This window comes from Nocardia spongicola (genome assembly GCF_047200775.1).
Lineage (GTDB): Bacteria > Actinomycetota > Actinomycetes > Mycobacteriales > Mycobacteriaceae > Nocardia.
Window position 1 is genome coordinate 182564 of the sequence record NZ_JBJZOO010000007.1, and the last position, 20137, is coordinate 202700.

General features: G+C 64.3%; 17 protein-coding genes and 3 pseudogenes. 9 read left to right on the forward strand and 11 right to left on the reverse strand.

Annotation, left to right across the window (positions count from 1 at the left end; all coding sequences use genetic code 11):
* Positions 1 to 4: 4 nt before the first annotated feature.
* Positions 5 to 817, forward strand: a complete 813-nt coding sequence (locus ACL02S_RS15895) for an IclR family transcriptional regulator (RefSeq protein WP_412803189.1) — start codon at positions 5 to 7, stop codon at positions 815 to 817.
* 42 nt (positions 818 to 859) lie between these two features.
* Here ACL02S_RS15895 and ACL02S_RS15900 read toward each other — a convergent pair whose 3' ends face one another.
* Complete coding sequence (locus ACL02S_RS15900) at positions 860 to 1012, reverse strand: hypothetical protein (RefSeq protein WP_412803190.1); 153 nt, start codon at positions 1010 to 1012, stop codon at positions 860 to 862.
* A gap of 19 nt (positions 1013 to 1031) precedes the next feature.
* Between ACL02S_RS15900 and ACL02S_RS15905 the strand changes: the two genes are divergently transcribed.
* The gene (locus ACL02S_RS15905; RefSeq protein ID WP_412803191.1) at positions 1032 to 1355 is read left to right on the forward strand and encodes a Rossmann-fold NAD(P)-binding domain-containing protein; all 324 of its coding nucleotides are present in this window, start codon (positions 1032 to 1034) and stop codon (positions 1353 to 1355) included.
* 167 nt (positions 1356 to 1522) lie between these two features.
* Here ACL02S_RS15905 and ACL02S_RS15910 read toward each other — a convergent pair whose 3' ends face one another.
* Positions 1523 to 1870 (reverse strand): ATP-binding cassette domain-containing protein, encoded by a 348-nt coding sequence (locus ACL02S_RS15910; RefSeq protein ID WP_412803240.1) that lies wholly within the window; start codon positions 1868 to 1870, stop codon positions 1523 to 1525.
* A 196-nt stretch (positions 1871 to 2066) separates the two neighbouring features.
* Between ACL02S_RS15910 and ACL02S_RS15915 the strand changes: the two genes are divergently transcribed.
* Positions 2067 to 3350 (forward strand): IPT/TIG domain-containing protein, encoded by a 1284-nt coding sequence (locus ACL02S_RS15915; protein WP_412803192.1) that lies wholly within the window; start codon positions 2067 to 2069, stop codon positions 3348 to 3350.
* A 413-nt stretch (positions 3351 to 3763) separates the two neighbouring features.
* A complete protein-coding gene (locus ACL02S_RS15920; protein ID WP_412803193.1) occupies positions 3764 to 5050 on the forward strand; it encodes an IPT/TIG domain-containing protein in 1287 nt (428 codons plus the stop codon).
* A gap of 119 nt (positions 5051 to 5169) precedes the next feature.
* Here the strand turns inward: ACL02S_RS15920 and ACL02S_RS15925 are convergent, their stop codons facing one another.
* Positions 5170 to 5373 (reverse strand): hypothetical protein, encoded by a 204-nt coding sequence (locus ACL02S_RS15925; protein WP_412803194.1) that lies wholly within the window; start codon positions 5371 to 5373, stop codon positions 5170 to 5172.
* 49 nt (positions 5374 to 5422) lie between these two features.
* On the opposite strand from ACL02S_RS15925, the pseudogene ACL02S_RS15930 reads away from it, so the two are divergent.
* Positions 5423 to 5971 (forward strand): annotated as a pseudogene (locus ACL02S_RS15930) (alpha/beta hydrolase); the annotation flags it as partial.
* Positions 5972 to 6193: 222 nt separating this feature from the next.
* Here the strand turns inward: ACL02S_RS15930 and ACL02S_RS24395 are convergent.
* Positions 6194 to 6391: pseudogene (locus ACL02S_RS24395) on the reverse strand (YunG family protein); the annotation flags it as partial.
* Between the two features lie 205 nt (positions 6392 to 6596).
* Positions 6597 to 6962, reverse strand: a pseudogene (locus tag ACL02S_RS24400) (2-phosphosulfolactate phosphatase); the annotation flags it as partial.
* Here ACL02S_RS24400 and ACL02S_RS15940 point away from each other — a divergent pair.
* Positions 6919 to 7116, forward strand: coding sequence for a hypothetical protein (locus tag ACL02S_RS15940; RefSeq protein ID WP_412803247.1), 198 nt, complete (start codon positions 6919 to 6921; stop codon positions 7114 to 7116). The pseudogene ACL02S_RS24400 and the gene ACL02S_RS15940 sit on opposite strands and share 44 nt — an antisense overlap.
* A gap of 32 nt (positions 7117 to 7148) precedes the next feature.
* Here the strand turns inward: ACL02S_RS15940 and ACL02S_RS15945 are convergent, their stop codons facing one another.
* Entirely contained in the window at positions 7149 to 10055 is a 2907-nt protein-coding gene (locus tag ACL02S_RS15945; RefSeq protein WP_412803196.1) for a UPF0182 family protein, read from the reverse strand.
* A gap of 150 nt (positions 10056 to 10205) precedes the next feature.
* A complete protein-coding gene (locus tag ACL02S_RS15950) occupies positions 10206 to 10727 on the reverse strand; it encodes a DUF6301 family protein (protein ID WP_412803197.1) in 522 nt (173 codons plus the stop codon).
* Positions 10728 to 11851: 1124 nt separating this feature from the next.
* Between ACL02S_RS15950 and ACL02S_RS15955 the strand changes: the two genes are divergently transcribed.
* The gene (locus ACL02S_RS15955) at positions 11852 to 12784 is read left to right on the forward strand and encodes a YxiH-YxzG fusion protein (protein ID WP_503129064.1); all 933 of its coding nucleotides are present in this window, start codon (positions 11852 to 11854) and stop codon (positions 12782 to 12784) included.
* A 234-nt stretch (positions 12785 to 13018) separates the two neighbouring features.
* Here ACL02S_RS15955 and msrA read toward each other — a convergent pair whose 3' ends face one another.
* Complete coding sequence (gene msrA / locus ACL02S_RS15960; protein WP_412803199.1) at positions 13019 to 13534, reverse strand: peptide-methionine (S)-S-oxide reductase MsrA; 516 nt, start codon at positions 13532 to 13534, stop codon at positions 13019 to 13021.
* A 255-nt stretch (positions 13535 to 13789) separates the two neighbouring features.
* On the reverse strand, positions 13790 to 14884 hold the full coding sequence (locus tag ACL02S_RS15965; protein WP_412803200.1) for an alpha/beta hydrolase: 1095 nt from the start codon (positions 14882 to 14884) through the stop codon (positions 13790 to 13792).
* A 339-nt stretch (positions 14885 to 15223) separates the two neighbouring features.
* On the opposite strand from ACL02S_RS15965, the gene ACL02S_RS15970 reads away from it, so the two are divergent.
* Together ACL02S_RS15970 and fabG are read left to right on the forward strand one after the other, a co-directional pair.
* Positions 15224 to 16309, forward strand: a complete 1086-nt coding sequence (locus ACL02S_RS15970; protein ID WP_412803241.1) for an ADP-ribosylglycohydrolase family protein — start codon at positions 15224 to 15226, stop codon at positions 16307 to 16309.
* Between the two features lie 108 nt (positions 16310 to 16417).
* A complete protein-coding gene (fabG, locus tag ACL02S_RS15975; RefSeq protein ID WP_412803201.1) occupies positions 16418 to 17170 on the forward strand; it encodes a 3-oxoacyl-ACP reductase FabG in 753 nt (250 codons plus the stop codon).
* A 151-nt stretch (positions 17171 to 17321) separates the two neighbouring features.
* Here the strand turns inward: fabG and ACL02S_RS15980 are convergent, their stop codons facing one another.
* Together ACL02S_RS15980 and ACL02S_RS15985 are read right to left on the reverse strand one after the other, a co-directional pair.
* Positions 17322 to 17531: a hypothetical protein gene (locus ACL02S_RS15980; RefSeq protein WP_412803202.1), complete on the reverse strand. Its 210-nt coding sequence runs from the start codon at positions 17529 to 17531 to the stop codon at positions 17322 to 17324.
* Between the two features lie 403 nt (positions 17532 to 17934).
* A complete protein-coding gene (locus ACL02S_RS15985) occupies positions 17935 to 19590 on the reverse strand; it encodes a sigma-54-dependent Fis family transcriptional regulator (protein ID WP_412803203.1) in 1656 nt (551 codons plus the stop codon).
* Between the last annotated feature and the right edge of the window lie 547 nt (positions 19591 to 20137).

Genomic DNA, 20137 nt, shown 5'->3' on the forward strand with positions numbered 1-20137 from the left:
GCCCGTGGGCGAAAGCAGCGACGTTCCCGGGCTGCGTCGAGGCCTGCAGGTGCTCGGTCTGCTGGCCCGGCGTGCCGTCCCGATACCGGCGGCGGCGATCGCCCGAGACCTCGGACTGCCACGATCGACGACCTACCACCTGCTCAACGAGTTGCTCGCGGCCGGCTACGTGACACATCTCCCCGCCGAACGCACCTACGGTCTCGGGATCGCGGCCTTCGAACTCGGATCGGCCTATCTGCGCCACGACCCACTGGAGCGGGTTGCCGCCCCACTGCTGCGCAACCTGGTCGATACTGTCGGACACACCGCACATCTGGGCATCCTGCACGGCAACGAGTCGCTGTACCTGATCGAGCAGCGCCCGCCTCGGCCGCAGACCCTGGTCACCGACGTCGGCGTGCGGCTACCGGCCCACCTGACCGCGACCGGGCGCGCCATGCTGGCCCAGCTGCCACGCCCGCATGTGGGCGCCCTGTTCCCCGGCCCGGCCGCCTTCCCGATGCGCACACCACGCGGCCCACGCACCCTCGCCCAGCTACGACGCCTACTCCGGCTGGAGGCCGATCGCGGATGGAGCGTCGAAGACGGTTATGTCACAAGCGGCTTCGCGACCGTGGCAGCCGCGGTATTCGACCACGGCGGCCGCCCACTCGCCGCGGTAGGCGTCACCATCCGCCACCACTGCCCCGACGAATCGACCGAATGCGGCGGGACCTGGCCGGAACTGGCCGCCCAGGTCGAATCCACCGCCGCCACACTCACCGCCACCCTCGGTGGCCGTCGCCCACCCGCCACAGCCACCGGACGCGGTTGAACCGCAACGACATTCAGCTGGAGTACTACCGCCGCGAACACACTATGTCACATCCCCTATATCGAGTCGATCTTCCGCGGTGTGGACATATTGTTGAGCGCGGGTGGAGTATTCGTCTTCGAAGATCCGCATCTCGGGGACATCGTCGAGCACACGTCCTTCGGTCAGATCTACGACGAGCATTTCTTCTTTCACAGCTCGTGCGGTGCAGTCCATGGCACACCATTTCGGGTTCGAATTGGTCGGCGTCGAACGGCTGACCGTGCACGGCGGCGAAATGCGGTACACCATCGCCCACCCTGAAACGCGCGCCGATCGAGGCTGTCGCCGAAGCGCTGGCGGCGGAGCGGACGAACGGCCTTGCCGAGCGATCGGCGCTCGACCGTTTCACGAAATCCGTGCAGCGGGGACGCGAGACGACGTGATCAGCCTGCTGCGCGGCCTGACCGTGGACGACGAACGGGTCGTGGGGTACGGCGCGGCGGCCAAGAGCGCGACCGTGCTGAACTACTGCGGCATCCGAACCCGCCTGAGCTGATCCGCGGCGGGGGCAGTTCCACATCCGCGCAGGGCGCCCCCGGCGACCACCGCGCGGACGAGGTCCCAGACCTGGTTGCGGCTACGCGGATCCAGGTCGGTGGTCGGCTCGTTCAGGAAGATCAGCCGCAACGCGCTGACGACACTCGCCGCGATGTCCAGTATGCGTCACATACCGCCGGAGTAGGTGGCGGCCTCGCGGTCGGCCGCACCGGCCAGATCGAACGCCCCGAGGAGATTGTCCGTCTTCTGCCGGGAAACCGTGCGCGAGTATCCGAGCAGTCTCGACAGCAAGATCAGGTTCTGCCTGCCGGTGAGGTCCTCATCGATGGAAGCGAACTGTCCGGTCAGGCTGACCAGCGTGCGCACCGACTCGGCGCCGGCCACGACGTCATGCCCGAATACCCTGGCCCGACCACCGTCGGGCCGTAGCAGCGTGACGAACACTCTGAGCGCGGTGGTCTTCCTCGCTCCGTTGGGCCCGACAGCGGTGCCGCACCGGCCGAGGGAGAGCAGTCATCTCGAAACGGACGACGAATAGCTCTTCAACTGCTACGTGGCAATATTCGGACCGACCAGGGATTCGTTGCGAAACTGCTATTGAGGATGCGTTGCGGAATCGCCACCTGCAGTGGGTTACTGGAGAGAGCGATGCCGCCACTGTGTCGACATCCGTTGCGGAACAATCTCTTTCCTGGTCCGGAGGCCAACGATGGCACCTGCGCTCACCTCACTCGACCCCAGCTTCGGCCCTCCTGCTGGTTTGAACACGGTAGTGCTCAGCGGGAGCGGGTTCACCGGCGCCGGCCCGCTGACCGTGCGATTCGGGTCGACAGCAACCACATTCACCATTGTTTCCGATACCCAGATCAACGCCATCGCCCCGCCGGGCACCGGCACCGTCGATGTCACCGTCGCCGCGGCACTGGACGGCACGAGTAATCCACTGCCCTACACCTACGGTGGCTCCGGCCTGCTGTTCTTCACCGATGCCGATGCACGTGTGTATTCGGTGCCGCAAACCGGGGGCGCACCAACCCTGCTGGCGACCGGCCTGAGCATTCCCCGAGGTCTCGTCCGGGTCGGTGACCTGCTCTACATCTGCGAGAGCGGGGCAGGCCAGGTGGTGACGGTGCCGATCACCGGGGGCGCGGCGACTCCTCTGGTGACCGGGCTGTTGCTCCCGAGGGATATCACCGTCTCCGGTAGCACCCTGTTCATCACCAACGGGGGCCTCGATCAGGTGCTTTCGGCGCCGATCACCGGTACCGCGACCCCCACCGTGATCGCCAACACCCCTGCCAACTTGTTCGGGATCACCGATGGGGCATCGACGCCATCGGTGATCGCGCCGTTGGCGCCCGCTGTGGCGGTGCCGGTACTGACCTCGCTCACTCCGAGCTTCGGCCCGCCTGCCGGAGGCAATACGGTGGAGATCGCCGGAAGCGGATTCGCCGGTGCCGGCCCGTTGACCGTGCGATTCGGGGCGACGGCAACCACATTCACCATTATTTCCGATACCCAGATCAACGCCATCGCCCCGCCGGGCACCGGCACCGTCGATGTCACCGTCACCGCGGCACTGGACGGGACGAGCAACGCGCTGCCCTACACCTACGGCGGCGCCGACCGACTGTTCTTCACCAATGCCTTTGCCTCCCCGAACGGCCAGGTGTCGGTGGTGCCGCAGACCGGTGGCACACCCACCCTGCTGGCGACCGGCATGAACAGTCCCATCGCTCTCGTCCGGGTCGGTGAACTCCTCTACATCTGCGATATCGGCAACAACCAGGTGGTGACAGTGCCGATCACCGGTGGCACACCGACCCCGCTGGTGACCGGGCTATCGTTCCCTACGGGGATCACTGTTTCCGGTAGCACCCTGTTCATCACCAACTCGGGCCTCGATCAGGTGGTGTCGGCGCCGATCACCGGTACCGCGACCCCCACCGTGATCGCCACCAGCCCCACCGCCGTATATGCGATCACGAGTTGAGCGCCGGCTCGACCACCGGCTGAGCTGTTGCTGGTAGTACTCGTACCGGCAACGTAAGTTGCCGATACGCCGGAAAGGTTGGGGTACAACGAGAAAGCACGGAAATCAGAGCATCGGAATCACACATCGGCCGTAGCGCTATCGAGGAGGGCCACCACGGCCGCACAGGCTCGGGCGGCCGCATCCGGGCAGCCCGCGATGGCAGCGGTGATCTGGGCGCCTTCGACACAGACGACGAATAGCTCTTCAACTGCTACGTGGCAATATTCGGACCGGTCAGGGATTCGTTGCGAAACTGCTATTGGGGATGCGTTGCGGAATCGCCACCTGCAGTGGGTTACTGGAGAGAGCGGTGTCGCCGCTCTGTCGACATCTGTTGCGGAACAAACTCTTTCCCGGTCCGGAGGCTCCCGATGGCACCTGTGCTCACCTCACTCGATCCCAGCTTCGGCCCACCGAGCGGTTTCAACACGGTAGTGCTCAGCGGAAGTGGGTTCGCCGGGGCCGGACCGCTGACTGTGCGATTCGGTTCGACAGCAACCACATTCACCATTGTTTCCGATACCCAGATCAACGCCATCGCACCGCCGGGCACCGGCACCGTCGATGTCACCGTCGCCGCGGCACTGGACGGGACGAGTAATCCACTGCCCTACACCTACGGCGGTTCCGGCCTGCTGTTCTTCACCGACGGCATCACGCCCGGCAATGTGTATTCGGTGCCACAGACCGGCGGCACCCCCACCCTGCTGGCGACCGGCCTGCTCTCTCCCCCAGGTCTCATCCGGGTCGGTGACCTCCTCTACATCTGCGAAGCCGGGTTCGGGGGCGACCGGGTGTCGACGGTACCGGTGACCGGCGGCACACCAACTCCTCTGGTGACCGGACTTTCGTCCCCTTTCGGTATCACCGCCTCCGGTGGCACCTTGTTCATTACCAACTTCGGCACCGGTCAGGTGGTGTCGGCGCCGATCACCGGTACCGCGACCCCCACCGTGATCGCCACCAGCCCGACCGGCGTATTCGGGATCACCGATGGGGCGTCGACGTCATCGGTGTTCGTACCGGCTGTGGCGGCGCCGGTGCTGACCTCGCTCACTCCGAGTTCCGGTCCGCCGTCCGGGGGTAATACGGTGGAGATCATCGGAAGCGGGTTCGCCGGTGCCGGCCCGCTGACTGTGCGATTCGGGGCGACGGCAACCACATTCACCATCGTTTCCGATACCCAGATCAACGCCATCGCCCCACCGGGCACCGGCACCGTCGATGTCACCGTCACCGCGGCACTGGACGGCACGAGCAATCCACTGCCCTACACCTACGGCGGCTCCGGCCTGCTGTTCTTCACCGACGGCATCACGCCCGGCAATGTGTATTCGGTGCCGCAAACCGGCGGCACCCCCACCCTGCTGGCGACCGGCCTGCTCTCTCCTCGAGGTCTCATCCGGGTCGGTGACCTCCTCTACATCTGCGAAGCCGGGATCGGGGGCGACCGGGTGTCGACGGTACCGGTGACCGGTGGCACCCCGACCCCGCTGGTGACCGGGCTGTTGTCCCCTACGGGGATCACCGTCTCCGGTGGCACCCTGTTCATCACCAACGAGGGCACCAGTCTGGTGGTGTCGGCGCCGATCACCGGTACCGCGACCCCCACCGTGATCGCCACCAGCCCCACCGCCGCATCCGGGATCACGAGTTGAGCGCCGGCTCGACCGCCGGCTGAGCTGTTGCTGGTAGTACTCGTATCGGCAACGTAAGTTGCCGATACGCCGGAAAGGTTGGGGTACAACGAGAAAGCACGGAAATCAGAGCATCGGAATCACACATCGGCCGTAGCGCTATCGAGGAGGGCCACCACGGCCGCACGGGCTCGGGCGGCCGCATCCGGGCAGCCCGCGATGGCGGCGGTGATCTGGGCGCCTTCGACGAGAATCGCGATCTGCGCCACCACGGACAGTGAGGCGCCCGCGTCGTGGATCAACTGGGCGAGGTATCGCTGGAAGGTGTTCTTCTGCTCGCGCACGGTGCGAACGACATTCGGCGAGCCCGCGCTCGAGTTCACCGAAGGCGTTTACGGCCACGAGCGCGTCGCCGAGTTCGCCTTCCTCGCCTCGCTGGAACCCTTCCTTGTGCACGGTGCGGACAATCCGACCTGGGTGCCGCGGGAGGTCTTCGACGGCATCGCCGAGGCCGCCCGTACCGATCGGTACGCCTGGTTCACCAAGTTCTACGAGGATTTCTACAACCTCAGCGAAACGCTCGGCAACAGGATCAACCAGGAGGTTGTCACCGCCAACTGGAATACCGCGACCGGCTCGGTGCCCGTGGCGGCCTACGCGGTCGTATCTTCCTGGATCGAGGTCTTCCGCGACGATGTCGCCGCGGTCCGCGCCTCGGGCAAGCCCGCACTCATCCTGCACGGCACCGCGGACAACATCCTGCCGATCGACGCGACCGGACGGCCATTCCACGCGGCGTTCCCCGGGGCGGCCTACGTCGAGGTCGATGGAGCCCCGCACGGGCTGCTGTGGACGCATGCCGCAGAGGTCAACGAGGCGCTGCTGAGCTTCGTCCGCTCCTGTAACCGACCGCACCAGGGCGGGCACCATGTCCCGACCTGAGCTGCGACCTGCCTTCGTGGTCGTTGCCGATCTTCGACGTCGCCGCTCCGATGTCTCCGCCCGTTGTGCGGTCACCGACCTTGTCACGGGCAGGGACTTGTCGTCGATTCCGGACACACCTCGGCAACCGCGCGACGCACCAGAGCAGTCGGACGCTGCGAGCCGCAGCACGGTATCTGCGGGTCGGGTGATCGGTTCCGGGAGGTCACCGAGGTGTTCGCGGACGCGCTCGCACAAGAGGAGGTACTCCTCCCAGCGCCACGGCAGCGGCCCTGAGGGGCGTTCGATGACACGGGCAGCGGTGACAATCCGGCCATCGGTGAACTGCTCGCGCGTCAGGTCGAGTTCCACACCGCTGGGCAGCCGATTCCACCAGTGGAATCCGTGCTGTCGCCCCTTGTGCTGGACCTCCCCGACCATCAGATCGCCAGCATCGCAGCCGCCACCGATATCGGCGGATCGAGGCTGCGCCCAACCACTTCGTCGAGCGGAGTGTAATGGTGGCTTGGTCGAGCCACGTCACCACCATTACACTCCGCTCGATCGTGTGCCCGAGGGATGCTCCATCCGCCAACACGGGCACGGCACCGCTGCTGTCGATTTCTGTCGCGATCGCGACGTCGTCGGCGAATCGCATCCCGATCAGTTCCCGGCCGGACGCGCAGTCGGCTATCAGTGCGGCAACATCAGCGATTCCGGCGTAACAGGCGCGGGCCGCTGCCGCCTCGGGCGACAGTGGTCCGGCCCCGTTGCGAACCGACTCCGAAACAACTGCAGCGGCACCGAGCCAATCCTCTAGCGCGGGGCGCAGCGTGTTGTGCCCTGGCCAGTACTCACCTGCGGCGATCACCGCTAGCGGACGTTCGGCAATGCCCCGGCCTTGTCCGGCTATCCATCGCGCGACTGCCGAGGCATTGCGCAGACATGCGGCGATCACAGGTGTTCCGATGACCGCGGCCGAAATGGCTGATCCGTTGGGAGAGGGCAACACCAACCGATCCGGTACCGGCGCGCACCGCAACGCCGCAGGCGATAGCGACCTCGCTCCTGCGTCGACCAGTCAGGAAACACGGACATATCCGTTCCACCCCGCAGAAGTGCAGTTCGATGATGACCCACCCCCCCATGACGGGACAACACGGTAGCGGCATGGCCGCAGGCCCACCATGTGGAAATGTCACCGGTCAGGACCGTCGAGGCCGTTCACCTGCTGCTGTATCTTGTCCAGTGCCGCACGGATCGCATCGATCTGGGCGTTGAGTTCATCAATCGTCGCCTGATCCACCGCAGACGGGGATTCCGCCGGTCCCGGTGCGGTCGGTGCAGGCGATACCGGCTGCTTACCCGGCGGTGGCGGCGCAGCGGGGCCACCGCCTGGCGGGGTGGCGAGCCTGCCGGTATCTGGACCGAACACCTGGCCGAGCGCTTCGGCGAGGGTGGGAGCGTAACCCACAAGGACCCCGCCGGTACTCGGTTCCCGATAACTGACGAGCACCCGTGCCAGCTGCGGGAAGGTCGATCCATTCGGTGTGGTGGAGATCCGCTCGGTGAACAGCGGTTCGACATAGAGCACACCGCCCGCGGCGATCGGCAAGGTGAGCAGGTTACCGTACTGGATCCGGTTCGACCGCTCGAGCAAGGTGCGCTCGGAGGCCACTCTGGTATCGGAGATCATCGAGTTCTGGATCTGCTGCGGACCCTGGGTGAGGGTGTCGGTGGGCAGCTGCAAGACGCTGATCTTGCCGTAGTTCTCCGGGTCGGAGTACACCGAGACATAGGCGGACAGGAATTCCCTGTTGAACCCGACCATCGCGCTGGCAAGCCGGAACGACGGCTCGGCGGTGTCCTGATCGCCGAGCAGGACATAGAACGGCGGTTGATGCGGGTTGGCGTCGACGGTCGGGTCACTGGGGACCGACCAGAACGCGTTGGTGGTGAAGAACTCTCGCGGTTCGTCCACATGGTACTTGGCGAGCATCTCGCGTTGGATGGTGAACAGGTCTTCCGGGTACCGGAAGTGGGCGCGTAGTTCCGGGGTGATCTTCTCCTCGGGTTCGACGGTGCCGGGGAACACCTTCATCCATGCCGCCAGTACCGGGTCCTGCCGGTCTACTTGGTAGAGGGTGACCGTGCCGTCATATGCGTCGACGGTGGCCTTGATCGAATTCCGCAGGTAGGAGAGCTCTCTGGGAGTACTCACGCTGCTGTCGCCGTCCGGCGCGAGAGCTTCGAGCGAACTGCGTTGGGCGTAGGGGTAGCCGTCGATCGTGGTGTACGCGTCGACGATCCAGACGATCCGGCCCGCGACAACCGCGGGATAGGGGTTGTTGTCGGTGGTCAACCACGGTGCGACGAGTTCGACGCGCTGACTCGGATCCCGATGGAAGATGATCTTCGATCCCGAACCGATCGCCTTGGTGAAGATGATGTTGCGTTCGCCGTAGGTTGCCGCGAAGGCCAGACGGTTGAACCAGTTCCCGATCGGGACGCCCCCGGCGCCGGTGTAGGTGTATTTGGTGGCATCGGTGTCGTACTCGCGGGGTTCGGTGCCACCACCGACGATGGCATAGTCCGGATCGGCCGCGGCGATCACTTCGCCGTAGTAGACCCGGGGCTGCTCTACCGGAATCACCTGCTGACCGGATGCCTGCGAGGCGATATCACCGACCGCGTAGATCGGATAGCCACTGTTACTGCTGGCGGCATCACCCGCGGCCTCGCGGACCGCGGCATTGACGCGATTGGCCGGTGCGGCGACGAACCCGTCGCCATGGGTGTAGACGGTATGCCGATTGACCCAGTGCCGCTGGTTTCCGCTCAGCGCGCTCGGGGTCAGCTCGCGCGCCGCGACCACATAGTCGCGCAGTTCGCCGTCGATGCGGTAGCGGTCCAGGTCCAGCCGGTCAGGGAAGCTGTAGAAGTTTTTCAGCTGTTGCTGCTGGGTGAAGGTCTGCGAAAGCACATTCGGGTCGAGCAAGCGGGCATTGGCGATAGTGGTGGCATCCGCGGGAACCTCGGTCGGCGAGGTGGTGCCGACTCCGGGATAGTCCTGGTAATCGACTCGATCTCCGCCGATCCCGTACGCCTGCCTGGTAGCCGCGATATTGCGCTGGATGTAGACGCGTTCCATATCGGCGGCATTCGGGCGGACCGAGAACTGCTCGACAGCCAGCGGCCAGACCGCACCCACCAAGATCGACGACAACACCAGCAGTGCGGCAGCCATCGCCGGAATACGCAGGTCGTGCACGATGACGGCGGCGAAAACCGCCGCAGCGCAGAGAGCGGCGATCGCGAAGAGAATGAGCCGGGCGGGCAGAACCGCGTTGATATCGGTATACCCCGCCCCGGTGAAGGTTGGTTCTTTGCGGCGGCTGGAGAGCAGCGCATAGCGGTCGAGCCAGTAGGCGACGGCCTTCAAGACGATGAAGGTGCCCGCGAGCACCGCGAGCTGGATACGCGCCGCGTGGGTCGGCCCTGCCGTTGGGCCGGACAGCCGCACACTCCCGAGAAGGTAGTGCGTCGCGAGATTCAACAGAAATGCGAGGACCGTGACAGCGAACAGCCAGTTCACCACAAATCGATAGAAGGGCAGATCGAAAACGAAGAACCCGATATCGTGCCCGAACTCGGGATCCGACACACCGAAGGACCCGCCGCGGAGGAACAGCTGCACCATCTTCCAGCTCGACTGCGCGATCAGGCCGCAGATCAGCCCCAACGAAGCGGCGATACCCACCCCGAACCACAACGGGCGCCGGAGTACCGTCTCGCGGTACGGTCGGAGATAGTCTTCGGTGAGGCCCGGCACGAACAGCGAGCGGAACCGGAACGCAAGCCACATGGCCAGGAAAAGCGCCCCGCCGATGAACAAGGCGAACACCACGAACAGCGCCAGCCGGGTGGACAGCACGGTGAACCAGACCCCACGGAAGCCGACTTCACCGAACCACAGCCAGTCCACATAGGCATTGATCAGACGAATCGAGATCAGCGACAACACAACGAAGACCGTGGCGGCGATCAGCAGCACCCGAGTACTGCGATGCAACCGCCCCCAACCGGGACCGTCGCTTACGCTCATCTCCCACTCCCATGGGCTACGTCCAGCCGAACGATGTACGACAGACGCGGACCCCCACCGGCCCGACCCCTCGTTCCACGGGAGCGTGTCGGCGGGCGCTAGATATGTCCATGGTACGCGGCCACCTGCCCGGTCCGGACCGATCGACTTCTATTCACCTTCCCACTCGTCGTCTAGCGCCGCCTGCTTTTCCTCCCACTTCTGGAAAGCGGGATTGACAAAACCCAGAATCACCGACTCTGTCAACGGATACAGGCAGATGGAAACTTTCGACAGATCCCAAACGAGTTCCTGATCAGTTTCGTCCACCAGATACCTCGGTGGACCCAACTCTGCGATCAGCCGCCGGCCGACGAGTTCGTAGTACTCCGCCACTTCCGCCGCTGTTGGCGAGTGCGAAGCCGCAGTCAAATCCGCCACGGTTATCGAGATGTTTTCGATCTCCTCACCCGCCGCAGCAAGTTCAGGAGCCATCCCATTGTCGGTGAACAGATTCGCTCGAGGACGTCTGATGTCGAGATCGGTGGCGAAATCAATCCCCAGTTCGTCACGGATCACTATTCTCCAGCCTGTGATCGCGCACAAGCGCGGCACATCCCCGAGTGTCCAGGTCCAATCGAATCCCGCTGCGATGCGGGCGAGTGCGGCGGCACCATCGAGGTCGGCGTACATGGTCGAGAACGTCCTGTCGATACTGGGTCAGGTTGCCAAGGGCCGGGGCAAGATCATCGTCCTGGCCCCGATTGGGCAATGTAGCCGTCTCCACTGACATCCCCGCGCGCCCGACCGGAAATAAGGCCCCGGTGGAGCATCGACACGGACCCCATCCCCTCGAAACCCCAGGAATACGCCACCGCGTGACGGTCCTCCCCCGATCACCTCCATCCGCTGGATAGATCAGCACGCGTTGCGCTTCCCAGGTCTCGGCTTTCTGGAACGCGGTACCCACCAGGAGTAGACAGATCAACAGTCATCGACCGATCCAGACTGACCGATCCAGACTCTCGCCACCAACACCTCATAGGCTACGACGGGTACCGCTTTCATGAGCCATTCAAGCGCTTTGCCATCATCATGCCTCGAGGCGGGCACGGACTCGGCGAACGATGATTGATGCGCACTCTCCATCGGCGTGATCCCAGCACGAGATGCTATGCATCACAACGCTCTTTCCGCCGACATCCCATGGAGGGCGACACCAGACTGCCCGTAAATTGGCGCACTCGAGCCGCCGGTTCGATCAGTTGCTCATCGGCCAGATCTTGTCATTGCCTTGTACCGCAAAGGTTTCTCGTTCTCACCCCGCAGAATTAGCATTCCGAATAACTGAAATACGTTGGAGTAATTGCTCTTTCAATCTGAACCATCGGTCACACTGCCAGCGGCGAAACAACCCGTATACGGTCTGCCACCGCCCATATCGCCGGAATGTCGCGCCAAAGGCCGCCGGTGCGGACCCGCCACCGTATCCCGTTGATCAGGCGCCGTTTCGACTACCGAGGTGGCCGAACAGCTTTCATACCCGCAGGTAGTAGCGGTTTCAGTATCGCCAACTGGCCATCAGTCAAATCCGCGCGGCAGGCGGCCGTTACGCTGGTCACGCGGTCTCCGGTATTCAGGTTCTTCTTCGGCGCTGAACCATCTACCGGAGACCTCTCTTCACCTGGTCACCGACACGCCACGCAATATCTTCCGACTCATCAGCTGAGGACACGCGCTCCAGCGCTGGACCGGGGCCCGGCCGTTGGGGTGAAATCTTTGGCTGTCTGCCGTCAGGGGGAGCAGAATCGTTGCTTGTGTTCGAGTTTCATTCCGAGTTGACCCCGATCGACGAGCACGACCGTCTGATCGATGCGACTGCTGGACCCAACGGGGCGATGATCACACTATGGGCTACCGCAGAGGGCGCGGATGTACTCACTGCGCGATACAAGAATTCGGTAGGGGTGTCGTTCGCGCGCAGCCGAGCCACGCGGCCGGTTTCGGCGCGAGTGGTGACCTATGCCCCAGATGTGTGTGCCGTCGTCCCGATCGCGGAGCTGACGTCTACCTTCCCGAAGGTTCAGACCTTTCCGGACGGTGCAGTGCTAGTGGTCGGGAGTCGGTGCCGTTGGTCGCCGGAGGGTCCTGAGCACAACGCGGCCATATACGGGCCGGAAGGGGCGCTGATACGGACCGGTGTTCTCGGCGACGGTATCAATCACGTCGCAGTGTCGAGCTCCGGTGATATCTGGGTCGGTTACTTCGATCAAGGCGTATTCGGTAGCAACGGGTGGGGTGGGCCGGGACCTGAGCCGATCGGTAGCGCGGGGCTGGTCCGTTTCGACCGCTCGCTACGGCCGGTCTGGTGGTTCGATGACACCCCCATAATCGACTGCTATGCCCTCAATGTCGACGGCGACACAGCCTGGGCCTACTACTACACGAAATTTCCGATCGCTCGGATCACCAACGGGACTACAACGATCTGGAACAACCCAGGCAGCGCCGACGGGGCGAATGCCTTGGCTGTGGCCGACGACAGAGTCGCACTCTACGGCGGATATGGTCACGATAGGGAACGACTGGTGCTCGGTCGGCTCGACGACAGCCGATTCCACGTCCAGCAGGTGGACAAGCTGGGCTTTCCCCGCCTCGAACGGCGGCATCACACCCGTCTATACGGTAGAGGCGACACCTTGCACCTGATCGCCGATCAGCGTTGGTACCGAGCCCGCCCGCTCGGGTGAACGTTGCGGTTCGCTGACATTTGGCGTCGTTGCCGAGTGGACCACGTCATGCGTGTCGCCGATGCCCGCGACATCCTGCGAGCGCTGGATCCGGAACACCTCGACCGCCTCGAACTCGACGATCGATAGGACAGGCCCGCCGCACGGGTCTGCGCCGGGCTCTACCGCTCGACTACCGAGACTGCCGTTCGGCCACCCGGGACAGGAGCAAACGAGCAGGGATGGCCCGGAGCCTCACTGCGCGGTGGTCTGCCTTCTCGGCAGCTTCCACCCCGGCCGCGGGAAGTGACAGGTGTAGCCGTCCGGATAACGCTGCAGATAATCCTGGTGCTCGGGCTCGGCTTCCCAGAACTCACTCGCCGGAGTCACCTCGGTGACCACCGGACCAGGCCACAGACCAGAGGCATCGACATCGGCGATAGTGTCCAGCCCGATACGCTTCTGTTCCTCGTCGAGATAGAAGATCGCCGATCGATAGCTGGTGCCGATGTCGTTGCCCTGACGGTTACTCGTCGTCGGATCGTGGATCTGGAAGAAGAACTCCAGCAGTGCCCGGTAGTCCGTGAGTGTCGGGTCGTAGTCGATCTCCACAGCCTCCGCATGACCGGGGTGATTGCGATATGTGGGATGGTCGTTGCGCCCACCGGTGTAACCGACCCTGGTGGAGAGCACCCCGGGCTGCCTGCGGATCAAGTCCTGCACACCCCAGAAACATCCACCGGCCAGAATCGCCTTCCGTGTATCGGTCACGTTTCCTCCTTCACGACGAGAGCCGAGTATGCGCCCGAGCACACCCGGCTCGCCAGGGGCGGTCGGCCGCATGCCTCCACCGTACGAACTTCGCGTATCGGCTCCGAGTACAACCTCGCATCCAACCGAAAAAGTTCCGGGGAGCAGCCGATACTGCGCGGGGCATCAACTGCAACCGCCCCGCTGTATCCCGCGCGGGCACGCGGGATACAGCGGGGCGGATACGGCAGACCGAGCGGCGCGGCGCCGCCGGGCTCAGCCGATGGATGCCGACAGATCGGGGATCATTCGGATGACTTCGTCTTGCCAGGTGTTCCAGGCGTGGATACCGAAGGCCGGGAAGTCATAGGTGATGTTGTCCGCGCCGAGTGTCGCCATACGAACTTGGAAGGCGCGCGTGTTCACCTGGGCAAGTGCCTCTAGTCCCATACCGGTCAGGGTGTTGAAGCTCGGCCGATCGGCAGCCGTCGGCCTGCCGCTGCCCGCGGATACCCAGAGCCGGGTGTTGTTCTCGATCAGCCTCGGCGCGAAGACGAACGGGTCCATGCGCAGCCATTTGGCATCCCACGGTGCGGCCATGCAGTCGACGTTGTAGCCGCCAGCGTCGATCATGGCGGCGCGGATCGCCTCACGCATACCCGGAGCGGAGATGTTCAGATATCCGGAGAACGAGCCCGCGAAGCTGAACTGCTCGGGATAGTAGGCGGCCAGAGTGAGCGCGGCGCTACCGCCCATGGACAAACCGAAGATTCCGTTCCGGTTCGGGTTGAAGCCGAGGCGGTCCCGCAGGGCGTAACGAAGATCTCTGGTCAGGAACGTCTCCCACTTATAGGTGTAGGACTTCCCTGGCCCTCCGGACAAAACCTGCAGACCGCCGGAACCCGACGAGGAGCCGGACGCGGAGCCAGAGGCCGAACCGGAATCGGAGCCGGACTTGGAGCCGGAGCCGGACTTGATGCCGAGGAAGCTCGACGGCGCGTTCCAGTCAGCGTAGAAACTCGACTGACCGCCGACCGGCATCACCACATTGATGTTCCACTTGGTCAGTTCCCTGACGACCTCGGTCTCGATCTCCCATCCGTTCAGATCCTCCCTGGCGCGCATACCGTCCAGTGCGTATACGACGCGGTCGGTATTGCCGTCGGCCGCCCGGAATACGCGCGACTTGATCGGCCCCATGCTCGAATCGACCCAGAAATCGATCCCGGCCGGGTTGAATGCCGCCGACGCCGTCGGCGCGAGGCCGACGACCGCGGTCCCGAAGATCACCACGATCGCGAGGATCGGGGCGAGCAACGCGCGGTGGACTCTGCTCAGAGATATTCGGGATCGGGTGCGGGAAGACCGCATCAGTGACACCTTTCGTTGAGAATTACCGACCGCGCGGCATACGGATCCCCTCATCCCGCTACACTTCCGATCCGCCGTACCGCGCAAGTCGTCACTCGCTTGTCCGCAACCAGGCACTATTCGTTACCATCTTGTGATATTCACCTCTCTTTGCATATACCCCGCATAACTTCCCGAGATTCCACGGCGAACTTCCGGCCCGACGCTCCGCTGCGTACTACGTCCGAATCCAGCCCGAATGCCGTCCATAGCGGCCGCAGGAGGGCCGGATCGCGTCATGGCGCCGAGCTCCAGGAATGAAACACCGCCGGACCGAATACGACATGATGACGTTTTGTGATGGATTACATGGCGGTCTTCGATCGAGTCAGGGGTTCTCTACTGGGAGGGGCGGTCGGTGACGCACTCGGGTGGCCCATCGAATTCCTGCAGTTACCGCAGATCCGCCGGAACTACGGCGAGAAAGGTGTGGCGGGTTTTCTCCCGCAGCATGCCGAAAACGAGCCGCAGCACATTACCGATGACACCCAGATGACCCTGTTCACCGCGGAAGGACTGTTGCGATCCACTCCGGGCACCGATCCGGTACCGACACTGCGACGGGCGTATCTGCGCTGGTTACAGACGCAGACACAGGAAGGACCAGCGGCGGCGAGCGATGGCTGGCTGGCGAGCCTGCCGTTCCTGTACGCGGTGCGCGCGCCGGGAAATGCGTGTATGTCCGGGTTGCAGCAGCAGGCGCGGGGCTATCTCGCACCGTCCGCCCTCGGCGAACCCGGACCGGTGAATCCCGATTCGAAAGGGTGCGGCACGGTGATACGGTCCGCACCGTTCGGGCTGGCAGGCGTCGGCCCCGAACAGGCATTCATCATCGCGGCGCGAGCGGCGCAGCTGACCCATGGGCATCCCACCGGATATCTCGCCGCGGGGGCGTTCGCGGCGCTGGTCGACCGGGTGGTCAGTGGTATCGAGCTGTTGAGCGCGGTGCACCAGACCATAACGCAACTGCTGTCCGCGCCCGCCGGGGCGGAGACAGCGGCGGCGCTGACCCGGGCTGTCGAGTTGTTCGAAGCATCCGAGCAGGGGGCCACCGCCGAACAGGTCGAACAGGTCGGCGAGGGATGGATCGCCGAGGAGTGCCTGGCTATCGCGGTGTACTGCGCGCTGCACGCAGGCCGAACCGGAGACATCCGCTCCGCACTGCTGCTTTCGGTGAACCACTCCGGCGACTCCGATTCCACCGGCGCGGTGACAGGCAATCTGATCGGCGCTGTCCATGGCGTCTCCGGACTGCCGATGGAGTGGGCAGGCGCGGTGGAAGGACGCGATGTCCTGATCCGGATCGCCGATGATCTGGTGCTGAACTACGGTCTCGGAGACCGGTCGAACTTCGACGGCAGATACCCCATGGACGAAAGCTTGTGAGCAGGGGCGGGTTATCACCACACACCATGCCGCGATGCCGCAGTGCCGCAGTGCTCGACCGAGTGCGGTATGACTGAATCACCTTCCGACCGACGAAAGGATGCGCTCATGGGCGAGCGAGTTGCAGTAGTGTCCGGCGCCGCACGAGGAATCGGCGCGGCGATCGCCAAGCGATTGGCCGCGGACGGGCTGCGTGTCGGAGTGCTGGATCTCGACGCGGCGGCCTGCGCCGACACCGTCGAGGCGATTACCGGCGCGGGTGGGCAGGCAGTCGCGCTCGGTGCCGATGTCTCGAACGAGGAGTCGGTCGCCGCCGCGATCGCGCAGCTGGAAAGTGATCTGGGCGCGCCGACCGTCGTGGTGAACAACGCAGGCATTCTGCGCGACAATCTGCTGTTCAAGATGAGCGTCGACGACTGGGACGCGGTGCTGAACGTGCACTTGCGCGGCGCCTTCCTGCTCACGCGCGCGGTGCAGAAGCACATGGTCGAGCAGAAATGGGGTCGTGTCGTCAATATGTCGAGCACCTCGGCGCTCGGCAATCGCGGTCAGGCCAACTACTCGGCGGCCAAAGCGGGAATGCAAGGGTTCACCAAGACCTTGGCATTCGAGCTGGGGAAATTCGGCGTCACAGCCAATGCCATCGCCCCAGGATTCATCGTGACCGATATGACCGCGGCCACCGCCGCGCGCGTCGGTGTCCCATTCGAGGATTTCCAGAAGGCCGCCGCCGCACAGATACCGGTGCAGCGCGTGGGTGCTCCCGAAGACATCGCGCATACCGCTTCGTTCCTGGTGAGTGAGGGCGCAGGCTTCGTATCCGGACAGGTGATCTACGTGGCGGGCGGCCCGACCGACTGACGGCGGCGCCCACTGGGCCACCGTATGCCTAGGCCGGGCAGTAGCGTGGCGCCGCGGAGTGGACAGCTGAACATGAGATACCCCCATGAACCGGCTCCGCCAGCACTTCGCGTCCATCGCTACTCCCGGCCGACACTGCCTCCAGTCGAGACTAATCCCACAGCATCCCGCAGGGCAGCGGTGGCATATTCTCGTTCACCTCGTCGTCGATGGTGACCACCAGGCCCAGTTTGCGGTGGCCGTTGGCCAACGCCTCGGCCACATGCTCGGCTTGCTCTGCCGATGCCTGGTAATCCAGCTTCAGGGCGCCGGACTCGATGTGGATGCGCCGGACCCGCCGTGTCGGCTGCACGCTGGTCATCGGGGAGTTCCTGGGAAAAGAAGGGCACAGTCCCTGGGGACGAGCAGGAAGGTGGGCACGCCGAGAATCTCCGATTGCGCTATCACCTGGAGTGCACCGGGAACCAAAGATCTTCGTCATTCGCTCTCCTGGGTGAGATGTTCTGCCATCAAACGGTGGAAGCAGCACCCTTGTGCCGGGTGTGTGTCCTGCCTCCGGGTTCAACAGGAAGATCGATATCGGCCGAAGGGCGCCCTTGCCACAGTGTCGTAGTGCCGGAGAGAAGCTCCCGCACCGTGGATCGCGATCGGTTCTCATCGCCGCGATCATCCCGATATCTCCTGGACTGCCTCCGTAACCATGCTGCTCCAGCGTGGTGCCGGGGACTACACCAAGTTAGCCACGCGGGACGGCAGTGAAGTGTTCAGGAAATGAACAGCCCGCCGTCGGTGATGCGCAGCGCCTTGAGTCGCGCGTACAAGGTGGTGCGACTGATTCCGAGGTCGCGCGCGGCCTTGAGTTTGTTTCCGTCGTGGCGGCGCAGGGCCTCGATGATGGCATCGCGTTCGGCACGCTCTCGGCCCGACAGCCGCCGTACCCGTGATGCCAGCCGATAGGGAGCGGGAAGATCGCCGACGGTCACATCGCCCTTATGCCGATGCCGCACCACATGCGCCAAAACGGCCTTGAGTTCGTGCAGATTGCCCGGCCACGGCTGGGCGGCCAGAACTTCGATCACACTCGGCAGCAGTCGGATATCAGCGGTGGGATCCAGTTCCCGGACGATGCGTTTCGCGATCTCGGCGAGCTCGGTCCCACGGTCCCGCAACGGTGGCAATTCCACCCGGTGCAGGCAGACCGCGGCCAGTGCGGCCTGCGCACCGCCCAGTTCCGATAGCGGCAGGGCAGTGAAGATCAGCTTGGGGCCGCGATCAGCGGAGATCGCGGCGGTGAGCACGTCGATCAGCGAATGCGGCAGCAGATCTATATGCTCCACGCATACGGCGCCGTCAGCTCGGCCGAGCCGCTCCCGCAATCGCTTCGCCCACTCTTGTTCGCCCTCGACCGCGACGTCGGCGCTGTGGAAGAAATCCACGTCCGCCCCGCCTGCGAGCTTGCGCGCCTCGGTACTACGCCCGGTACCGCGCGCACCTGTCACCAGGAACGGTCCGGTGTGCGCGCTCTCACCCTCGCTGAGCCCTAGGTGCCGCACCGGGCGTGCGGTGCGCGTTTCGATCGGTTCGAAATGGAACAGGGTGCCGCTACCTGCCCCGGCGATACGCGCCAGACGCGCGTGTACCGCCAAGCCGGAGGCGAGGGTGAGTTCGACGGAGTGGGCACTGCGGTCCAGTTCATCGGTCAGCATGCGCATCACGGCGTAATCGGCCGGGCCGAGAAGGTCAAGGGCCGATTTATTGGTCAGCATGATGTCGTCACCGACGGCGGCGACCGCGCGGCGCTGCCGTGAAACCGACTGGAAAGCGGCCAGCAGGGCCCGCTCCGATGCCTTCGCCTGATCGAGCAGCCGCTGTTCGATATCTTCCGCTGCCCGCATGAGGAACGGCGCCAACAGCGGATTCACGCCTGCGGATGCTCCGGTGATATCGAGTACGCCTTCCAGACGCCGGGTCACCGGATGCCGGATGGGGTGCCCGTAGCAGGTGAACATCTTGAACGGTTCGATGTAGTGCTCAGTGCCGTTCACGATGATCCCAGCGCGGGTCTCCATCGCCGTGCCGAGTGCGTTGGTTCCGATCGTCTGCTCGGCCAGGCGCGCTCCGTCCCGGATACCGAGCCCGTCGAGCACGGATTCGAACCGTGGATCGTCGAACCACCGATACACCAGACGACAGTCACGGTCGACGAGCAGCAGACTGAACGCGGTGCCCGCGAGCTGGTCGGCCATCTGGTCCAGCACCGGTGCCGCGGCGGCGAGCAGCTGGCTGCTCGGATCGAATTCGGCCACCGGAAGCTCGACCAAGCCATTGAACTCGGGCACGACACCACAGAGTTTCGATCGCTTCCACGACAGCTCGATCTCCGGCCGTGCTACCGAGAGACCGGATTCGGAGTCAGGCACAGATGCCACCCCACTCCTCGTAGTCCATTCCTCCACGTTCTTCTCGCCTGCCACATGCTCCGACCTGCGGTCGGACCGATGGACATTCGCCGCGGCGATTCTCGTCCCTGAAGTCAAGAGTACTCACCTCTATGGCCTATATCACATCAGCTGTACGGCTGCGTTCTCCGGTCCGATACGGCGGAGCGCAGCGCCTGTGCGCATCGACCGATCCACCGGTGGCGATCGCCTGAAAGGCGCGCCGAAGGTGGTCTGCGGCGCGCACACCCGGAGCAACGGCTACCACGCCACTGAAGCTGCCTATCGAGAAGGCCGCACGAACAACCAGCATGAATAGCTCTGCCCGCACAGACCGTCGATCGAAATCGCACGGTCAGCTATTCAGCCACGATGCCACTGGTGACGCCGTCACCGACACGAAGGTGATACAGCTCACGGAGCACTCCTTCGTTACCCGCCCATTCTTCTGCACCACCGAGCGTGGCCGAATACCACCGAATCCGTGATTCCGATCAGCGAACTTTCTGCAACCCATCGAGAAAGAACA

Bases quoted from the DNA above. Each gene is read 5' to 3' on its own strand.
- ACL02S_RS15950 (WP_412803197.1), bottom strand. From the start codon at position 10,727: ATGTACGCCGACCTCGATGGTGCCGCCGCACTCGCCCGCATCGCAGCG.
- fabG (WP_412803201.1), top strand. From the start codon at position 16,418: ATGGGCGAGCGAGTTGCAGTAGTGTCCGGCGCCGCACGAGGAATCGGC.
- ACL02S_RS15945 (WP_412803196.1), bottom strand. From the start codon at position 10,055: ATGAGCGTAAGCGACGGTCCCGGTTGGGGGCGGTTGCATCGCAGTACT.
- ACL02S_RS15940 (WP_412803247.1), top strand. From the start codon at position 6,919: ATGACCGCGGCCGAAATGGCTGATCCGTTGGGAGAGGGCAACACCAAC.
- ACL02S_RS15970 (WP_412803241.1), top strand. From the start codon at position 15,224: ATGGATTACATGGCGGTCTTCGATCGAGTCAGGGGTTCTCTACTGGGA.
- ACL02S_RS15965 (WP_412803200.1), bottom strand. From the start codon at position 14,884: ATGCGGTCTTCCCGCACCCGATCCCGAATATCTCTGAGCAGAGTCCAC.
- ACL02S_RS15980 (WP_412803202.1), bottom strand. From the start codon at position 17,531: ATGACCAGCGTGCAGCCGACACGGCGGGTCCGGCGCATCCACATCGAG.
- ACL02S_RS15920 (WP_412803193.1), top strand. From the start codon at position 3,764: ATGGCACCTGTGCTCACCTCACTCGATCCCAGCTTCGGCCCACCGAGC.
- ACL02S_RS15915 (WP_412803192.1), top strand. From the start codon at position 2,067: ATGGCACCTGCGCTCACCTCACTCGACCCCAGCTTCGGCCCTCCTGCT.
- ACL02S_RS15905 (WP_412803191.1), top strand. From the start codon at position 1,032: ATGGCACACCATTTCGGGTTCGAATTGGTCGGCGTCGAACGGCTGACC.